We start from the raw sequence: 17674 nt of genomic DNA, 5'->3' as shown, positions 1-17674 counted from the left end.
TCGCACATGTTTCCAACATCGTTCTTGGCAATCGTGGTTCTGGTCGCTGGCGTCATCGTGCTGTTCAAGACGGTGCGCATGGTGCCGCAGGGATTCGAGTGGACCGTGGAGCGCTTCGGCCGCTACACCCACACGATGACGCCGGGGCTGCATTTCCTGATTCCGGTGGTCTACGGCGTGGGCCGCAAGATCAACATGATGGAACAGGTGCTCGACGTGCCCAGCCAGGACGTCATCACCAAGGACAATGCGGTGGTGCGCGTGGACGGCGTGGTGTTCTTCCAGGTGCTGGACGCGGCCAAGGCCGCCTATGAAGTGTCGAATCTGGAAATCGCCAGCATCGCCCTGGTGCAGACCAATATCCGCACGGTGATCGGTTCGATGGACCTGGACGAATCGCTCAGCCAGCGCGAAACCATCAACGCGCAGCTGCTCAGCGTGGTCGACCAGGCCACGAACCCCTGGGGCATCAAGGTCACCCGTATTGAGATCCGCGACATCCAGCCGCCACGCGACCTGATCGATTCGATGGCGCGGCAGATGAAGGCCGAGCGCGAGAAGCGCGCGCAGATTCTCGAAGCCGAAGGCTCGCGTCAATCGGAAATCCTGCGCGCCGAAGGCGAGAAGCAAGCCGCCGTGCTCGAAGCCGAGGGCCGCAAGGAAGCCGCGCTCCGCGATGCCGAGGCACGCGAGCGCCTGGCCGAGGCCGAAGCCAAGGCCACCCAGGTAGTGTCCGATGCGATCGCTCAAGGCAGCGTGCAGGCCATCAACTACTTCGTTGCGCAGAAGTATGTGGAAGCGTTCAAGGCGCTGGCCACCGCGCCCAACCAGAAGTTCGTGCTGATGCCGATGGAATCCAGCGGCATCATCGGCTCCATCGCCGGCATCGCCGAGCTGGCCAAGGAAGCCTTGGGCAAGCCCGACGCGCCGGTGGTGCGCACACCGCCATTGCCGCCGCGCGCGGGAGGCTGAGCGATGCGCTGGGACGTGGTCGCCTGGGCAGTGCTGGCCTTGCTGTTGATCGCCGCCGAGACGCTGGCGCCCGGCGCGTTTCTGCTGTGGATGGGCATCGCGGCCGCAGCGGTATGCGTGCTGGTGCTGGCCGTGCCCGGCATGTCGGTGCTGGTGCAGATCGTGGCGTTCGTAGTGCTCAGCTTCGTCGCCATCCAGGTGTATCGCACCTGGTTCCGCAGCAAGGGCCGGCAGAGCGATCGGCCCTTGCTCAACCGGCGCGCCGAACAGTTGATCGGTCGCAGCGTGCTGCTGGATCAGGCGATCGTTGACGGACGTGGCCGCGCCAAGGTGGACGATGCGTTCTGGGTGGTGAGTGGCCCGGATCTTCCCGCCGGTGCGTCGGTGCGCATCGTTGCGGTCGACGGCATGACCCTGCAGGTGCAGCCCAACACCTGATCCACCCACGGGCGCGTGATGCGCCGGTCTTGCGCCGCACGCCGCTCAATCGGGAACTCATCGGTCGCCGCTGGTCGGGTTCGTCCAAGCGGCGCACGCACCCCGATGCCCGCGCACCGGCCGTGCGTTGCGCCAGTGGCAATCCGCGGTTTCCCCCAAGCGTGGCCGGCCGGCGATAATGATCCTCTTTCCCTTGGACCGGCGCTCATGACCCAGAAGACCATCCTCAACGACACCCATCGCGCGCTCGGCGCCAAGATGGTCGACTTCGGCGGTTGGGACATGCCGATCCACTACGGCTCGCAGATCGACGAACACCACCAGGTGCGTCGCGACGCCGGCATGTTCGACGTCAGCCATATGACCGTGGTCGATCTGCGCGGCGCGCGCGTGCGCGAGTTCTTGCGCTACTTGCTGGCCAATTCGGTCGACAAGCTCAAGGTCTCCGGCAAGGCGCTGTACACCTGCATGCTCAACCCGCAAGGCGGCGTGATCGACGACCTGATCGTGTACTTCATGCAGGAAGAGTTCTTCCGCCTGGTGGTGAACGCCGCCACCCGCGACAAGGACCTGCAGTGGATCGCCGAACAGGCCGCACGCTTCGAGGTACGCGTGGAAGAGCGTGCCGACTTCGCCATGATCGCGGTGCAGGGACCGAACGCGCGCAGCAAGGTGATCGACCTGCTCGATCCCGCCGACACCAGTGCCGCGAGCAAGCTCGGCCGCTTCGCTGCGCTGCAGACGCGCACGCGCGATGGCGTTGCGTTGTTCCTGGCGCGCACCGGCTACACCGGTGAGGACGGTTTTGAAATCGTGTTGCCGCAGGCCGATGCGGTCGCGTTCTGGAATGCGCTGCTCGCGCATGGCGTGGCGCCTGCCGGCCTGGGCGCGCGCGACACCTTGCGTCTGGAAGCGGGCATGAATCTCTACGGCCAGGACATGGACGACGACGTCACTCCGTACGAAGCCGCGCTGGCCTGGACCATCACGCTCGACGAAGGCCGCGACTTCATCGGCCGCAGCGTGCTGGAGTCGCAGAAGGCGCAGGACGCACCCCGCCAGATGATCGGCGTGGTCATGGACGAGAAGGGCGTGCTGCGTCACGGCCAGAAGGTGCTCAGCGCAGGCGGCGAGGGCGAGATCCTGTCCGGCACGTTTTCGCCCACCCTGGGCAAGGCCATTGCATTTGCACGCGTGCCGGCCGGCAGCATCGACGACCTGCGCGTGGACATCCGTGGCAGGCAGGTGCCATTGCGCGCGGTGAAGTTTCCGTTTGTGCGCGACGGCCAGGCCCAACCCGGCGTACTCGGCGCGTAAGTCCGCCGCTGCCGGTCGTTCGCGCGGCCGGCAGCAGCGATCCATCGGCATTGCCATCACGCGATGCCAGCATCTGACGCACGGCCTTGGTTAAACTAACGCCTTGTCCCCGAACCCTACGTTTTCCCGGAGCACACCCATGAGCGAGATCCCTGGCGACCTCAAGTTCCTCAAATCCCACGAGTGGGCCCGCGTCGAAGGCAATGGCCGCGTCACTGTCGGTATCTCCGACCACGCGCAAGGCTTGCTGGGTGACCTGGTCTACGTCGAACTGCCAGCCGTTGGCGACACCGTCCAGGCTGGCAACGGCGCTGCGGTGGTGGAGTCGGTCAAGGCCGCCTCCGACGTCTACAGCCCGGTCACCGGCACGGTCGTCGAGGTCAATGCCTCGCTGAGCGACAAGCCGGAAACCATCAATGAAGACGCGTACGGCGAAGGCTGGATCTTCGTGGTGGAGATCGACGACAAGGAACAGCTCAACGAACTGCTGGCCCCGGACGATTACGCCGAGCTGCTGGAAGACGACGCGCACTGATCGCGCCGCCGGCTGCATCCCGATGGCCGCTCATCCGAGCGGCCATTTTTTTTGCCTGGCGGGCGGTGGTTCGCCGACCGAGCACAGAACTGCCTGCCGTCGTTTTCTGGCTGGCGGCGATGCATGCGCACGTGCAGGGCGTCGGCGCGCGGAGCAGTGGCCGACCGATCGATGTCGTCGCGGCTGCATCCGTCGCGGGTGATGGTCGGCCGATGCGCTACATGCGGGCCGTGGGTATGTTGGTCAGAGGTGTGCGGTCGTTTTTCGTCGCGACGGAATTCTGGCGTGAGCCACTCGTGAGGAGTTGGCGTGCGCTCGGTGAAAAAGTAGTCGTCGTACTGCCATTGCCGATGGCGCGAACCAACGCATGCGACTCCATCGCTGCGCGTGTGCCGCACCGCATGCAGTACAAAACGGCGCAATAAGTTTGCGCATTTGTGCTTGTGCGACGCCGGAAGCGGCAACGCCGGCAAAAAAATTTTCAGCTGGCGGACAGGCGGCGCAGCGGTCATCGCAGACACCGCGTCGTGTTGCTGGCGCGGAGTGCCTGCGTATGTGCTTGAACGGCATGTATGAAAAAAACAGCGCAAAAGAAGTGCTTTTTAAAAAACCACTGCGCAAGCGTCTGTGCGAATGCGGGGTTGATGATCGCCGGCAACGCCGGTTTGCGTCGCCGCTTGCCGACGCGTGGCGACACCAGACTGAAAAATATTTGCAAAAGAGTGTTGACAGTAAAAAAAAGCGTGATTAGGTTTCGCCCAGCAGACATTGCTGCGGAAGAGAGTGAGCAGAATCGACATCAGGCCGACACGCTTGTTCCAGATGTCCACCGAAGCACCATCAACGGTGGAGTCGGGTTCGCTTCTCTCCAAAAAAACGCAGCGGTCGTTCCGATCACGCACCCGTGTCGCCGTTCGATGCGGGTGTTTCTGTATCCGTCCCGTCGCGCATCACCTGCGGACGGTTCCCGACGACGGCATGCCGTCACGGGGTTTGCTTCAACTGGGCGTTTTCCAACTCCATAGTTCACTGACGAGGAGCCAAACACATGGCCACCACTAAAAAAGCTGCGAAAAAGAAACCCACCGCCAAGAAGGCAGTGAAGAAGACTGCCGCCAAGAAGGCCGTCAAGAAGGTCGCGAAGAAGGCGACCGCCAAGAAGGCAGTGAAGAAGACCGCCGCCAAGAAGGCCGTCAAGAAGACTGCAAAGAAGGCAACCAAGAAGACTGCTGCCAAGAAGGCCGTCAAGAAGACTGCGAAGAAGGCAACCAAGAAGACTGCCGCCAAGAAGGCAGTGAAGAAGACTGCAAAGAAGGCGACCAAGAAGACTGCCGCCAAGAAGGCCGTCAAGAAGACCGCCAAGAAGGCAGCTCCGAAGAAGGCGACCAAGAAGTCCGCCACCAAGAAGTCTGCTGCCAAGAAGCCTGCTGTGAAGAAGGTCGCCAAGAAGAAGCCGGCCGCTCGCAAGAAGAAGGCCGCTCCGGTCGCGCTGCCCGCAACCCCGGCACCGCTGATCTGATTTGTAACACCCGATCGCCGTAAACATCGAGCTCTCTCCCCGACGCCCAGCGGGGAGGGAGCTTTTTTATTGGTGGATGTAGTTGGGTGGGTTGCCGCGGCAGAGCATCTTCGCCGACGCGGCGGATGGATGCAGGCGGCTGGAGCACGCGCTTGTGGGTCCTCGGGTTCGTACACTGCGAATCGTCAGCGCAATAGGGCAGCGGGCAGTACGTTAGAGCGCAAGTGCGGCCTGTTCCAGGCCTAGCCGGCGCAGGACGTCGCCCCCGACGCCTCGGGCTGCAGCCCAAGGACGTAGGAGCACCTGGGGCTTGCAAGCTGCGTTCCACAGCCGACAAGGTGCCATAGCCGCGCCTGCCGACAGCTCGACGCGGCACCTTACTGGACCGATCAATGACCGCCGAGTCTCTTCGCGTTGGCTGCATCGTCCACCGCCAGCGGGATAGCTCTTAGTCATAGCTGTAGTTGCAGCGACCGATCTTCAGCTCAGTTGACCACCACCCCAGCGACTTCCTTGCAGTCGCTGTGGATCGCCCGGGTCGATCCGCCGATTGCATTACCGGCATCGTTTTCGAAGTGCCTCAATGTGCATAACCGCCTGCAGATGGCGGTGACCCTGCCGCTACCTGCCTGCCATCGCCATTTCCCTTCCATCACCAAACGCGGAATCTGTTCGCAGCGACACGAGCTTCGGGGTCTGCCCGCCAGTGGCTGTCCATCACCAACCCCGGAATCTGTCTGCCAACGACCAACCACCAACGACTAACGACCAACGACCAACGGCCAACCGACACAAGCCTCGTCATCTGTCTGCCAGTGGTCAGCCGGTACAAGCTTTGGGAGCTATCTGCCAGTGGCAGGCCAACATGAGCTTCGGGAGGTGGCTGCTAGTGGCCAGCCGGTACCGAGCGTGCCGATCACCACGCCCTTAAAGATCAGTGCGCAGGTTCGCTTGGCCGAGTGCAAAGCACTCAGCGCTTGCGGGTTACCTGGTACGTAAATACAGCGACGAGCCACGTGTTGCTTCCACCTCATGTGTGCCCGTGAGGCCGCTCAGCCGCGTGCTGCGCCGGGCAACCCGCGCTAGCGCAGTAGAGCTAGAGCAGCTCATTGTCGTCGAGCTGGCCCACGGTGCTGCTGTGTGCGGCCTGCACTTCGTCCGCGTCATGGCCCTGTGGGTCGGATAACGTCGAGGCAAGCGCGGCTAGCAAGCATGCATAGCGAAACGGCATCTCACCTGCCATCCCGGCAACTTCAGTTGGCATGGTGTCATCGCATCTCACGCACTCACGCACTCACGCACTCACGCACCAGCCGCAGGCTCGCCAATCCACGCACCAACGATCGGCTGCCCGAATCCATCGCACCGCCTCCCAACACGGCAACAAAAAAGGCGGCCGAAGCCGCCTTTCGATCTATGCGTTATCCAGCCACCAGGTCAGCGCGGCGATGCCACCGACTTGCCGGAAGAGGCACCCTTGCCGGCCGGATCGGGGCGCTCGGCCAGCATGTTCTCGCTACCGAAGTCGCCGTCCACATCGATATCCAGCCAGCGCTTGGCCGGCAGGCCAAGGGCGCGGTCCAGGATGGTCGGCAGCATGCCCGAGGGCAGGCCGCTTTCGCCGTTCCACATGATGGCAATGCCGAGGTCGCGTTCGGGCAGCAACGCCACCAGGCCGCGATAGCCCTGCACGGCGCCGGCGTGGAAGATCACCTGATGCCCGGCGTAGTCGAACACGCGCCAGCCCAATGCATAGCTGGCCGCGTCCACGCGCTCGTGGCGCCAGCCCGAGCGCATTTCGCCCGGTGTGGAGATAAGCGGTGCGTGCAATGTCGCCAGCAGCGGCGCAGGCAGGACGTCGGTGCGGTGCCCAGTGTGGGCGAGCAGCCACTGCGCCATGTCGCTGGCGCTGGCATTGACGCCGGCAGCCGGTGCCAGGCGGTAGTAGGTCGGCTTGGGCGTCAGCGACACCCAGCCATTGCGGCTGCGCACATGCGGGCGTGCCCAATGCGGGCTGGCCTGGATACCGGCCAGGCCCATGCTGGCATCGTTCATGCCCAGCGGCTTGAAGATGCGGCGCTCCACCGATTGCTCGTAGAAGCTGCCAGAGGCCGCAAACACCACATCACCGACCAGGCTGAAGGCGACGTTCTGGTAGGCATAGCAATCGCCAGGCGCGCAGCGCAGCGGCGCGGCTGCCAGCTTGTGGCTGAGCGAGTAGTAGTCGGCGTTGGATTCGATGTCGCGGTCGTAGGCGTTGCGGGTCAGGCCGACGCGGTGGCTGAGGACTTCGGCTACGGTGAGCTGACGGGTGGCAGTGGAGTCGCTGAGCTGGAAGCCGGGGACGTAGTCCACCACCTTGCTGTCCCAGCGCAGCACGCCGTCGTTGACCAGCAGCCCGGCCATGGTGCCGGCAAAGGCCTTGGACAACGACGCCAGCCGGAACACGGTGTGGCCGTCGACAGGCTGCGGATGATTGACGTCGGTGACGCCATAGCCGCGCGCGCTGAGCACCTTGCCGCCCTGCACGATGGCCATCGCCATGCCAGGTACGCGGTTGCCGTAGGTGAGCTGGTCGGCCATCGACTCGAACGAAGGCACATCGAAGCCAGCGGCAGGCGCCAGCACGCTGCTGGCAGGCAGCGACGTGCGGTAAGGCAACGGAGCAGTGGGCGACTGCGCGGCGGTCGCCGGCTGCAAGCTATTGGCAGTCAGGGCAGGGGTCTGCGCGGTGGAAGAAAGCGCCAGAGGCAGCAATGCCCCGAACAGCCCAACGGCCAACGGACGGAACCGTCGGCGCCTGCGTATTTCTGTCATGGTGTTCCCGCCTGTTCCACTGCCTCCGGCGATTCTAGCGCCGCGCTTTGCGATAGCACAAACTGCCGGAAGATGAATGGGCATCGTATTGATCCTATTGATGATTCTGCTTGTGAAAAAGCCCGCATGCAGCGCGCCTGGGCGGGCATGCAGACACCACGATCAGGCAGCTGCAAGCAGCGTGCCCAGGTGCCGAGCAGGCCTCGCCAGGACCGTTAAAACCGCGCAAGTGCTTGGCGCCGCTGGCTGCGAACGCGTGCATCGGCTAACTTGCGCGCTTTCCTGCGGGCGCTGCGTTGCCATGGTCTTGTTGTCGAGTTCGCCGCGGCGAGCGCTGTCATGCCGATGAACGGCCAGTCATTTTCGCGTCCATCGGTGGCCCACCTGGTGGGTGCTTTGCGCAGTTCTCCGCCGTTGGCGTGGTCGTTCCTGTACTTCTTCTGCCTGCTCAGCGGCTACTACGTGCTGCGCCCGGTGCGCGAAGCGATGGGTGCATCGGCGGATGTGGCGGCAATCTTTCCGGCCGGCATGATCGCGTTCTTCGGTGCACACGGCATGCCGCTGAAGGACTTCACCTTGCAGGTGCTGTTTACCTGCACCTTTTTGATCACCCTGCTCCTGCAACCGATCTACGGGGCCCTGGTGAGCCGCTACCCGCGCCGTGTGTTTCTGCCGGTGGTGTACGGCTTCTTTATCGCTACGCTGTTGCTGTTCTATGTGCTGTTCGACACCGGTGTGCCCGGGCGCGGAATGGCATTCTTCCTGTGGACGGCGGTGTTCAACCTGTTCGCCGTGGCAGTGTTCTGGAGCTTCATGGCCGATGTCTTCAGCAATGCGGAGGCGCGCAGCTATTACGGCTATATCGGTGCGGCCGGCACCATCGGCGCGTTCCTGGGGCCGATCCTCACCCGCACCCTGGTGGAGCGGATCGGCATTGCGCACTTGATGCTGGTGTCGGCCGGCTTTCTGGGGATGTGCTTGGTGTGCCTGTTGCGCCTGCGCCTGTGGGCGGTCGCACGCGAGCAGGAGCGCCAGGTGACCTCCGGCGAAGTGCCGATGGGCGGCGACGTGTTGGGTGGGCTCAAGCTGATCGTGCGCGAGCCGCTGCTGCGCTGGCTCGCGGTCATGGTGGTGTTCGGCGTGGGCGTTGGCACGCTGCTGTACAACGAGCAGGCCGCGCTGGTGCGGCGCCTGTATACCGATGCGGCAGCGAGCACCGCGTACTACGCCAACATCGATCTGGCGGTCAATGCGCTCACGCTGGTCCTGCAGTTGCTGGTCACGCGGGCCTTGTTGTCGCGCTTCGGCATTGCACCCGCGCTGCTGATTCCCGGCGCGGCGATCATCTTCGGATTCGCCGTGTTGTCTGCCTCACCGTTGCCCATGATGCTGGCGATCGTGCAGGTGATGACCCGTTCCAGCGAGTTTGCCTTGGCCAAGCCGGCGCGCGAGACGCTGTACACGCGCGTCGATCGCGAATGGCGCTACAAGGCCGGGGCCGCGATCGACACCGTGGTCTATCGCGGCGGCGATCTGAGCGTTGTGTGGATCCACAAGGTGGTGTCGGCGTTCGGTTCCAGTGTGGTCTTCGGTGTGGGCGTGTTGATCGCATGCGGCATGACGGTGGGCGCCCTGGGCGTGCTGCATGAGGCACGCAAGCTCCCCGCCGAACGCGATGCGGGGTCAGGGCGCATCCGCGAGTAAGCCGCACGCCAGTCATCGCCGCTATGCTGGCGCCTACCTTGATCGAGTCAGTCCCTATGTCCATCGTTGCCATCGTTGCCGGCCTGTGTGTTGCGCTGCTGCACGTCTACATCCTGGTCCTGGAGATGGTGCTGTGGACGCGCCCACTGGGCCTGAAGACCTTCCGCAACACGCCGGAGAAGGCACAGGCCACCCGCGTGCTCGCGGCCAACCAGGGGCTCTACAACGGTTTCCTTGCCGCCGGCCTGTTCTGGGGCGCGCTGCAGGCCCGCACCGACGTGCTGAGCTTCTTCCTGGGCTGTGTAGTGGTGGCGGGCTGCTACGGCGCCTACAGCGTCAATCGCCGCATCTTCTTCGTGCAGGCGTTGCCGGCGCTGATTGCCTTGGCACTGCTGTGGTTGCCGGGTTGACGTCGCTGTTGCGTTGTTAGCGGCAGGCGGCCGACACGCTGCAACCGGCGTGCAGGGCACGTTCGGCGGGAGTGCGGCAGCGCATCGTCGGTTTGCTGCGCGCGTTCCAACGTGTCTTCTGCTGGTGCTCGGATAGAGTGCTGTGCTGCTGCCTGGCGACGCCAGCGCTAGAAGTGGAAGAGATCCCTCCCGTTGCGCCGAACGCGATTGTGCAGGGTGCCCAGCGCCCAGTGCAGCGATGCACAGCCAGGCCAGTCAGCGCGGTAGCGCAGGTGCAATGACGATTGCTGTCTTGCTTGCGGCAAGCGCTCGGTTGCCAGGCTCCAGAGACAACAATGGCGAAGCACAATCCGCTCGCAGAGACGCTGTGCAACAAGCCTGCATCTCTCTCACCCCAAACGCGGCCGGACCCATCGGCGCAATCGCTCCACGCGATGCCTACAGCGTTCTGCATATTCGCCAGTGCGCATTTGCCACCTCAGAACAGCAACGGCCAGCCTGAGCCCGCCGTTGCAACGACGCTGCGCGACGAGTCCCTAATCTCTTCTCATCAACGCTGCCGATCAGTCAGCCTGACCTTCCACGCGCTGGCGACGGCACGTTCGCCTGCGCTCACGGGTCAAACGCCAGAAACAACAACGGCGAGCCTGAGCTCGCCGTTGTGCTTGTTCCTAGTTGCTGCCCTTACGCGGCTTCGCGCGGCTGCTGTGCCTGCGGCTTGTCGTAGAAGCTGGCCGCGCGCAGTTCGTGCGGATCGAAATCGTCCACGGTGATCGTGTCCATCATGATCTCGCGCAGCTCTTCCAGCAGCTTGCGCTCGTCCAGGGTGAGCACGCCCTCGGCCACGGCTTCGTCCAGCTGCGCCGGGAAGTCCAATGCCTCGATACCCTTGGTCTTGAGCGCCTTCAGGAACTTGCGTTCCACCGGCTCGGCCATCACCGCCTTGGTCAGGTAGCTGGCGATACGGCCGCCCGGATTGTTGGCGCACGGGGTGAGGAACACACCCTGTGCCAAGCGATCGCGTGCTTCGTTAGGTGCCATCAGGATCGATGCCACACGATGGCCCAGGCGGTCGCCCGGTGCTTCGGCACGGCGGCCCAGCGGGAAGATCAGCACCCACATCAGCCAGCCCACCGGGCGGATCGGGAAGTTACGCAGTGCCGCCGACAGCGCGGTTTCGATCTTGTGCACGCTGTCGTGGAACGCCCAGGCCAGCAGCGGCTGGTCGGTCGCCGGTGCGCCCTCGTCGTGATACCGCTTGAGCATCGCGCTGGTCATGTAGATGTGGCTCAGCACATCGCCCAGGCGCCCGGACAACGACTCCTTGAACTTCAATTTGCCGCCCAGCATCAGCATCGACACGTCGGCCATCAAGGCCAGGTTGGCCGAATAACGATCCAGCTTGCGGAAGAAACGACGCGTATACGCATCGCCGGGCGCCGCACCGATGCGCGCACCGGTCAGGCCGAACCAGAACGAGCGCACGGCGTTGGAGATACCGAAGCGGATATGGCCGAACAGGCTCTGGTCGAACTCTTCCAGGCCGCGACGCGTATCCGGATCCTGCGCCGCCTTCATTTCCTTCATCACCCACGGATGGCACAGGATCGCGCCCTGGCCAAAGATCAGCAGGCTGCGGGTCATGATGTTGGCGCCTTCCACGGTCACGCCGATCGGTGCGGCCTGCCAGGCGCGGCCAGCGAAGTTGCGCGGCCCCAGGATGATGCCCTTGCCGCCGATCACATCCATCATGTCGCTGACCACTTCGCGGCCCATGGTGGTGCAGTGATACTTGGCGATTGCCGACGGCACCGACGGCACATCGCCGCGATCAACCGCTGCGGCAGTGGCCTGCGCCAGTGCGCTGATCGCATACGCCTTGCCACCGATACGCGCCAGCGCTTCTTCCACGCCCTCGAAGCGACCAACCGACAGGCCAAACTGCTTGCGAATGCGTGCATACGCACCGGTCACCACTGCAGCGTACTTGCCGCCGCCACTGGCGGTGGAGGGCAGGGTGATCGAGCGGCCCACGGCCAGGCACTCATTGAGCATGTTCCAGCCCTTGCCGACCATTTCCACGCCACCGATCAGCTGGCTCAACGGGATGAACACTTCTTCGCCATGGATCGGGCCATTCTGGAACGGCGAATTCAACGGGAAGTGGCGGCGGCCGATCTCCACCCCGGGGGTGTCGCGCGGCAGCAGCGCCAGGGTGATGCCGATGTCCTTCTTGTCACCGATCAGGCCGTCCGGGTCATAGGCGCGGAACGCCAGGCCGATCAGCGACGCAACCGGCGCCAGGGTGATGTAACGCTTGTCGAAGGTGAGCTTGACGCCGAGCACGTTGGCGCCGTTCCACTCGCCCTTGCAGACGATGCCGTAATCCGGAATCGACGTGGCATCAGAGCCAGCGAACGGACCCGTCAGGCCGAAGCACGGCACCTCGGCACCCACCGCCAGACGCGGCAGGTAATAATCCTTCTGTTCCGGCGTGCCGTAGTGCAGCAGCAGCTCGCCCGGCCCGAGCGAGTTCGGCACACCGACGGTGGAACTGACCACGCTGGAGATCGACGACAGCTTCTGGATCACCTTGTGGTGCGCCAGCGCACTGAAACCCAAGCCGCCGTATTGCTTCGGAATGATCATGCCGAAGAACTTGTGCTTCTTGATGTAATCCCACAGCTCCGGCGGCAGGTCAGCGTGGACATGGGTGATCTCCCAGTCGTTGACCATCTTGCACAGCTCTTCCACCGGGCCATCCAGGAACGCCTGCTCTTCGACGGTCAACTGCGGCTTGGGATAGTTGAGCAGCTTCTGCCAGTCCGGATCACCGGTGAACAGCTCGCCCTCGAAACCGACCGAGCCGGTTTCCAGCGCAATGCGCTCGGTCTGGGAGAGCGGCGGCAGCACCTTGCGGAAAAACGCCATCAACGGCGTGGTCAGCAGTGGCTTGCGCAAAAACGGCAACAACACCGGGGCTGCAATCAGCACGACCAGCGCGGCTGCAACGATCGTGGCGGTGAGGTTGGCCCCCAACAGCCAGCACGCCACCAGCACGCAGGCGCTCAGCGCGACCCATGTGGCAAGGCGCATGCGGTGATAGGCAGCGATGCCCGCCGCCAGGATGACGAGGAGGAACGGTGCAACGATGCTCATGGTCTTGCTCCAGTGACATGCTCGGTAATGTTGGACGCGGTGCTGATGCCAACCGAGGGAAGTGCGTCCAGATAATGCAACACGGTGGCGGTAAACGTGGTGTTGTCATCGCCGGCCAGCATGTGCGTGGCGTGCGGCAGTTGCACGTGCTGCGCATGCTGGGCGATCGACAGGAATTCAGTGATGGTTTGCGGCGTGACCAGATCGCTGCGTCCGCCGCTGATCAGCAGCATCGGGCAACGCACCTGTGCCGCAGCCTCCATCAGTGCCTGTTGCTGCGCCTGACTATCCTGGCCCGCCAGTTCGCTGACCAGGCGCGGATCCCAATGCCAATGCCATTGCCCGTCGCTGCGCTGGCGCAGCAGCAACTGCAGTTGCGCCGCACTCTTGCGCGGGCGCTGCGGCAGATATGCGGCAATTGCATCGGCGGCCGCATCCAGCGACGCAAACCCCTGCGGATGCGCGGTCATGAAGCGCAGGATGCGCTCCACGCCGGTGGTATCCCAGCGTGGCGTGATGTCCACCAGCACGATCGCGCGAAACAAGCCCGGCCAACGCGCTTCGGCCAGCAGGCCGAACAGCCCGCCCATCGACGCAGCTACCAGCACCGGTGGCTCAGGCAACTCACCCGCCAGCACGATCAGGTCATCGGTGAATTGCGCCGCCGAATAAGGCAGGGACGCAGGATTGGGACTGGAGTCGCCATGCCCGCGCGCATCGAATGACAGCGCCTGATAGCCGGCCTCCGCCAGTGCCGTGGCCGTCGCTTCCCAGGCATGACGTGTCTGCCCGAGTCCATGTGCCAGTAACACGGTGGGCGCATTGCCAGCACCACGCCGCGAAACCGCCAGCGACGCATCTCCCACGCTGATGCGAGCAAGGGATGCAGTCTCGGCGAGGCTAGAGGGATGGCTGACCATACCTAATGGTATGGATCCCGCCCGGGTGATGTCAATACTCCCTGGTATGGACGTTTAAGCCGTTGAATTGCCGCGCTTTGCGTCAGCGTCGGATGGTGCATACTGCAACCGACCCGAGCGTATGGTTAAATCGTCACAATGAACGACATCACCGAACCCAGCCCTGCCACTCCCCGCGCCAGTTCCGGCCGCGGCAACCGCCTCAGCGCCGACGATTGGGCGCAGGCTGCGCTGGATCTGATTGCCGAACAAGGCGTGGGCGCCGTTGCGGTGGAACCGCTGGCGCGCCGTCTGGGCGTCACCAAGGGCAGCTTCTACTGGCACTTCCCCTCGCGCGACGCACTCTTGCAGGCTGCACTCGAGCGCTGGGAAATCTTCGAACAGAAAGAAGTGTTCGGCAGCCTGGAAGACGTGCCCGATCCAAGCGCTCGCCTGCGCGCGCTGTTCCAGCTGGTTGCGCACGAGGTCAAGCCGCATGTGATCTACAGCGAGTTGCTCAAGGCGCTGGATCACCCCGCAGTACGCCCGGTCATCGACCGTGTCTCGCAGCGCCGCCTCGACTACCTGATCGCCTCGTTCCGCCAAGCCGGCCTCAGCCGCACCGACGCCCAACACCGCGCCCGCCTGGCCTACGCTGCCTACGTCGGCTTCCTGCAGCTCTCGCTGCAACTGCAGCAACCCAAGCAGGCCCGCGAAGATTTCGAAGCCTACGTCGAGCATGTGATTCAGACGTTGATTCCGGGGTAAATCCCCTATACGTCGGGCTGGCTTGATGCTGCTTCGTGAGCAAAGAAAAACCGCGACTCTTTCGAGTCGCGGTTTTTTTATTACGCATTACAAACGCTGAGGGCTATCAGAACTTCTGGGTGTAGCGCATGTAGTAGAAACGACCTGGAATTTCGTACTGCGAGTCAAAGCTGTTTGCGAAGGCGGTAGCTGACTGCGGCGGATCACGGTCAAAAGCATTGTTCACGCCGACGGTAACGCGAGCATTCCAAGGCGCTTTCCAATACGCACTAATGTCGGTGTAGGTGACGCTTGGGACATGATTGCGCGGTGCAGCTCCCGCACTCGTGACGCGATCTGCATCAGAGCAAAGCAGGCCGATGTTGGCCGGATTTGCAAGGTTGGCGCCCGTGCAGTTTTCGACTTGCGAGCTGTAATAACGCATGGCTACAGAGCTGCCGACATCGCCCAATTCCCAGTTTGCCATCATGTTTGAACGCAGGCGCCAGTTGTTGTCACGCGCCGAACCACCACGATACAAGCCAACACGCTCTTCAGGAGCCTGCAGAGGCTTCTCAACAGTGAACTTCGTCAGGTAGGTCGAGTCCCAGACGAAGCTGAAGCTGCCCCATGCGGTTTCAGGCAGTCGATAGCCAAACGTAAAGTCAAAGCCTTCTGCTTCGATACTCGCGATATTGCGGGGAACCGCAAGCATATTAGAGATTTCACCGGTACTCTCGCGAGTGATCAGTGCGCAAGTTGACTGGATGCCAGCCACATAGCAGCTATCCAGCAGCTCTTGCGCGGTCTGGGTATCGATGGCATTTTCGATCTTGACCGTCCACCAATCGACTGCTATGTCCAGACCCGAGGCGAAGCTCGGGCTATACACAAAGCCAAGCGTCTTGGAGGTGGAGGTCTCTGGTCCGAGTTCTTCACTTCCGCCGACAGTTGTGCGGATCTGCGAATTGGCCTGGGCATAAGGAGTGACCCCAGCACAAGAGCCAGGAATTGCCCCGTTGACGCTACCGTCAGTGTAGGAGCCGGCGCATGGGTCGCGAACGTCTTCGAACGTGTCGCTCACGCCGGAGAACAGTTCGCTGATAGAGGGTGCACGAAATCCCTCGGACCAGTTGCCACGGATCATCAAATCCGTAATGGGCTTCCAGCGGAAGCCAAACTTGCTATTGGTCGTGTTTCCGAAGTTGCTGTACTTGGAGTAGCGCGTTGCCAAGCTGAAGTCAAGCAGCTGTGCTCCTGGCAAATCCGCCAGCAGGGGCACTGCCAGCTCCAGGTAAGCTTCGTCGAGATCATAGCCGCCACTGGTCGCAGTGCGGGCATTACCGGTCGTGTCGCCAGAGTTGATAAGTGCATCCGGATCATCGAAACCGGACTCTTCGCGATGTTCGACACCTAGCGAGAAGGCAAACGCACCTCCCTGCATGTCGAAAAGTTCTCCGCCGATGCTGCCGTAGTAGCTCTTTTGCTCATAGCCATAAACGTCGTGCGCCTTGAAGCCTGCGTAATCGATCATTTCAGGCGTCATCGAGCCGGCACCACCCAGCAGATTCAGCGGGACGCAGCCATCGATCGTGGAGGCAGCCGTTCCGCAACGGGCTACACCAGTGGCATCAACAAACGACGGTCCCAGTGCACTCCGCAGGGCCGAGATGTTGAAAAAGCCCGTAGTGATATCGGTCTGGTCATTCTTGCCATAGAACATGCCAGCTTCCCAGTTAAAGAAGCGGCTGCCAACTTCGAAATCACCTTCGAAAGCACCGTTGAAACCATACGTCTTGACGTTCTGGGTGTAGATGCGACCGCCGGTCTCATTTGCGCGATACTGGATGTAGTCGATATCACGACCAAAGTTGTTATAGATGTTGTCTGCGTCAATAACGACGTTGGCACCATTCGTACCCGGGGCAGCGCGACCGAGCACGATGGGCATCGCTGCCAGAACCTGAGACGACTCGCGTTCGTTGTACGTGACGGTGGTCTTGAACCGCACGTTCTCTGTAATGCTCAGCCCTGCGTCAGCAAAAACAGACTTGCGTTCCTGTGGCGTGACCAAGTAATTGGTCGGAGCAAAGTTGTAGCTATCTGCTGCCGTGTACGGCCGAGTGGTGGTGCCACCATTGCCGGTTACAAAGTAGCCCGGCGTGCCATTAAGGCGCGTTGCTCCATTGGTTGTTGCACTTGTGGGCCCGAACACCGCAAAGCGGCCGCCAGGAGTGGTCGAGCTATTGCCCGTGCCAGGCACAGCGCCGAATACAGGAACAGCGGAAATCTCGCGATCACCTGCCCAAACCTGCTCCTCCTTCACATAGCCCACGCCCAAGGTGGCGTGCCAACGATCGCCGGCCGAACCAATGGTGAAGTCGTATGACTCGCGGCTGCCGTCGCCCTTGTCGTACTGGCCGTAATAGGCATTCGCCTCTGCCCCGTCGAAATTCTGGCGCAGGATGATATTGACCACACCGGCGATGGCGTCGGAGCCGTAAATCGTGGACGCGCCGTCCTTCAAGACCTCGATGCGCTCGACAGCAGCAGTCGGAATCGTATTGAGGTCGACCGCGCCACCCAGACCGGTGCCACCGACCCAACGGCGGCCATTGACCAGCACCAGGGTGCGGTTGGAACCAAGGTTGCGCAGGTTGACGCGAGTTTCGCCATTGCCACCATTGTTGACATTGGTGTTGAGGGCTGAACCATTGGTGGCAATGTTCTGGATCACGTCGCCGATCGAGGTCAAACCCTGCGATTCGATCTGCTGACGGCTCATGCTGAAGACTGGCTGCGACGTTTCAACGTCGGCGCGCTTGATGCGCGAGCCGGTGACTTCGATCTTGTCGAGGTTGGTGGTACCGGCTTCCTGAGCGATGGCGGTACCAGTACCGCCGACGCCCACGACAAGCGCGAGGACAACTGCATCGCGCAGCTTGTTGGACTTGCAATTCATTAGCTCTCTCTCCAAGTGATCTTGGGTACTGCCAAGGGTTTGTTGGCCCGGCGGGGGATCCGAAGAAGCGGATCCAAAACGTCAGGGTGAACCGATGGTATATGCGTTGCGTCAGGAATTAAAGTCCCGTTAATGAAAAAGAAGAAAGACGTGAAATCGGGCGACGAACGGTCGGCCACAACGCAAAACGCCACC

General features: G+C 62.6%; 13 protein-coding genes. 8 read left to right on the top strand and 5 right to left on the bottom strand.

Annotated elements, in window-relative coordinates; translation table 11 throughout:
• Window positions 1-6 precede the first annotated feature (6 nt).
• The 5 genes from ACCQ01_RS16040 to ACCQ01_RS16020 all read left to right on the top strand — a co-directional run bounded on the left by ACCQ01_RS16040 (window position 7) and on the right by ACCQ01_RS16020 (window position 4013).
• Window positions 7-972, top strand: coding sequence for an SPFH domain-containing protein (locus tag ACCQ01_RS16040; protein WP_228431987.1), 966 nt, complete (start codon window positions 7-9; stop codon window positions 970-972).
• Window positions 973-975: 3 nt separating this feature from the next.
• Window positions 976-1410 carry an NfeD family protein gene (locus tag ACCQ01_RS16035; protein ID WP_228431989.1) on the top strand — a complete coding sequence of 145 codons (435 nt, stop codon included), beginning with the start codon at window positions 976-978 and terminating at the stop codon, window positions 1408-1410.
• A gap of 207 nt (window positions 1411-1617) precedes the next feature.
• Window positions 1618-2727 carry a glycine cleavage system aminomethyltransferase GcvT gene (gene gcvT / locus ACCQ01_RS16030; protein ID WP_228431991.1) on the top strand — a complete coding sequence of 370 codons (1110 nt, stop codon included), beginning with the start codon at window positions 1618-1620 and terminating at the stop codon, window positions 2725-2727.
• A 139-nt stretch (window positions 2728-2866) separates the two neighbouring features.
• Window positions 2867-3262: a glycine cleavage system protein GcvH gene (gcvH, locus tag ACCQ01_RS16025; protein WP_011038001.1), complete on the top strand. Its 396-nt coding sequence runs from the start codon at window positions 2867-2869 to the stop codon at window positions 3260-3262.
• 367 nt (window positions 3263-3629) lie between these two features.
• On the top strand, window positions 3630-4013 hold the full coding sequence (locus tag ACCQ01_RS16020; protein ID WP_228431993.1) for a hypothetical protein: 384 nt from the start codon (window positions 3630-3632) through the stop codon (window positions 4011-4013).
• Between the two features lie 275 nt (window positions 4014-4288).
• Here ACCQ01_RS16020 and ACCQ01_RS16015 read toward each other — a convergent pair whose 3' ends face one another.
• Together ACCQ01_RS16015 and ACCQ01_RS16010 are read right to left on the bottom strand one after the other, a co-directional pair.
• On the bottom strand, window positions 4289-4729 hold the full coding sequence (locus tag ACCQ01_RS16015; protein WP_020372506.1) for a hypothetical protein: 441 nt from the start codon (window positions 4727-4729) through the stop codon (window positions 4289-4291).
• A 1489-nt stretch (window positions 4730-6218) separates the two neighbouring features.
• Entirely contained in the window at window positions 6219-7598 is a 1380-nt protein-coding gene (locus tag ACCQ01_RS16010) for a serine hydrolase domain-containing protein (protein WP_011037998.1), read from the bottom strand.
• A 339-nt stretch (window positions 7599-7937) separates the two neighbouring features.
• Here ACCQ01_RS16010 and ACCQ01_RS16005 point away from each other — a divergent pair, with 339 nt between their 5' ends.
• Complete coding sequence (locus ACCQ01_RS16005; protein WP_228431995.1) at window positions 7938-9302, top strand: NTP/NDP exchange transporter; 1365 nt, start codon at window positions 7938-7940, stop codon at window positions 9300-9302.
• A gap of 56 nt (window positions 9303-9358) precedes the next feature.
• Window positions 9359-9712, top strand: coding sequence for a DUF1304 domain-containing protein (locus tag ACCQ01_RS16000; RefSeq protein WP_076054386.1), 354 nt, complete (start codon window positions 9359-9361; stop codon window positions 9710-9712).
• 684 nt (window positions 9713-10396) lie between these two features.
• Here ACCQ01_RS16000 and ACCQ01_RS15995 read toward each other — a convergent pair.
• Window positions 10397-12871 (bottom strand): acyl-CoA dehydrogenase, encoded by a 2475-nt coding sequence (locus tag ACCQ01_RS15995; RefSeq protein ID WP_228431997.1) that lies wholly within the window; start codon window positions 12869-12871, stop codon window positions 10397-10399.
• On the bottom strand, window positions 12868-13791 hold the full coding sequence (locus ACCQ01_RS15990) for an alpha/beta fold hydrolase (RefSeq protein ID WP_223646153.1): 924 nt from the start codon (window positions 13789-13791) through the stop codon (window positions 12868-12870). The genes ACCQ01_RS15995 and ACCQ01_RS15990 overlap by 4 nt, the downstream gene beginning before the upstream one ends.
• A 138-nt stretch (window positions 13792-13929) precedes the next feature.
• Here ACCQ01_RS15990 and ACCQ01_RS15985 point away from each other — a divergent pair, with 138 nt between their 5' ends.
• Complete coding sequence (locus tag ACCQ01_RS15985; protein WP_228431999.1) at window positions 13930-14538, top strand: TetR/AcrR family transcriptional regulator; 609 nt, start codon at window positions 13930-13932, stop codon at window positions 14536-14538.
• Between the two features lie 106 nt (window positions 14539-14644).
• Here the strand turns inward: ACCQ01_RS15985 and ACCQ01_RS15980 are convergent, their stop codons facing one another.
• On the bottom strand, window positions 14645-17479 hold the full coding sequence (locus ACCQ01_RS15980; protein ID WP_228432001.1) for a TonB-dependent receptor domain-containing protein: 2835 nt from the start codon (window positions 17477-17479) through the stop codon (window positions 14645-14647).
• Window positions 17480-17674 lie beyond the last annotated feature (195 nt).

Source organism: Xanthomonas sp. NCPPB 4037 (assembly GCF_041475695.2).
GTDB lineage: Bacteria > Pseudomonadota > Gammaproteobacteria > Xanthomonadales > Xanthomonadaceae > Xanthomonas > Xanthomonas campestris.
Note: the sequence above shows the minus strand (reverse complement) of the source record. Positions and strands in the feature narration are given on the sequence as shown.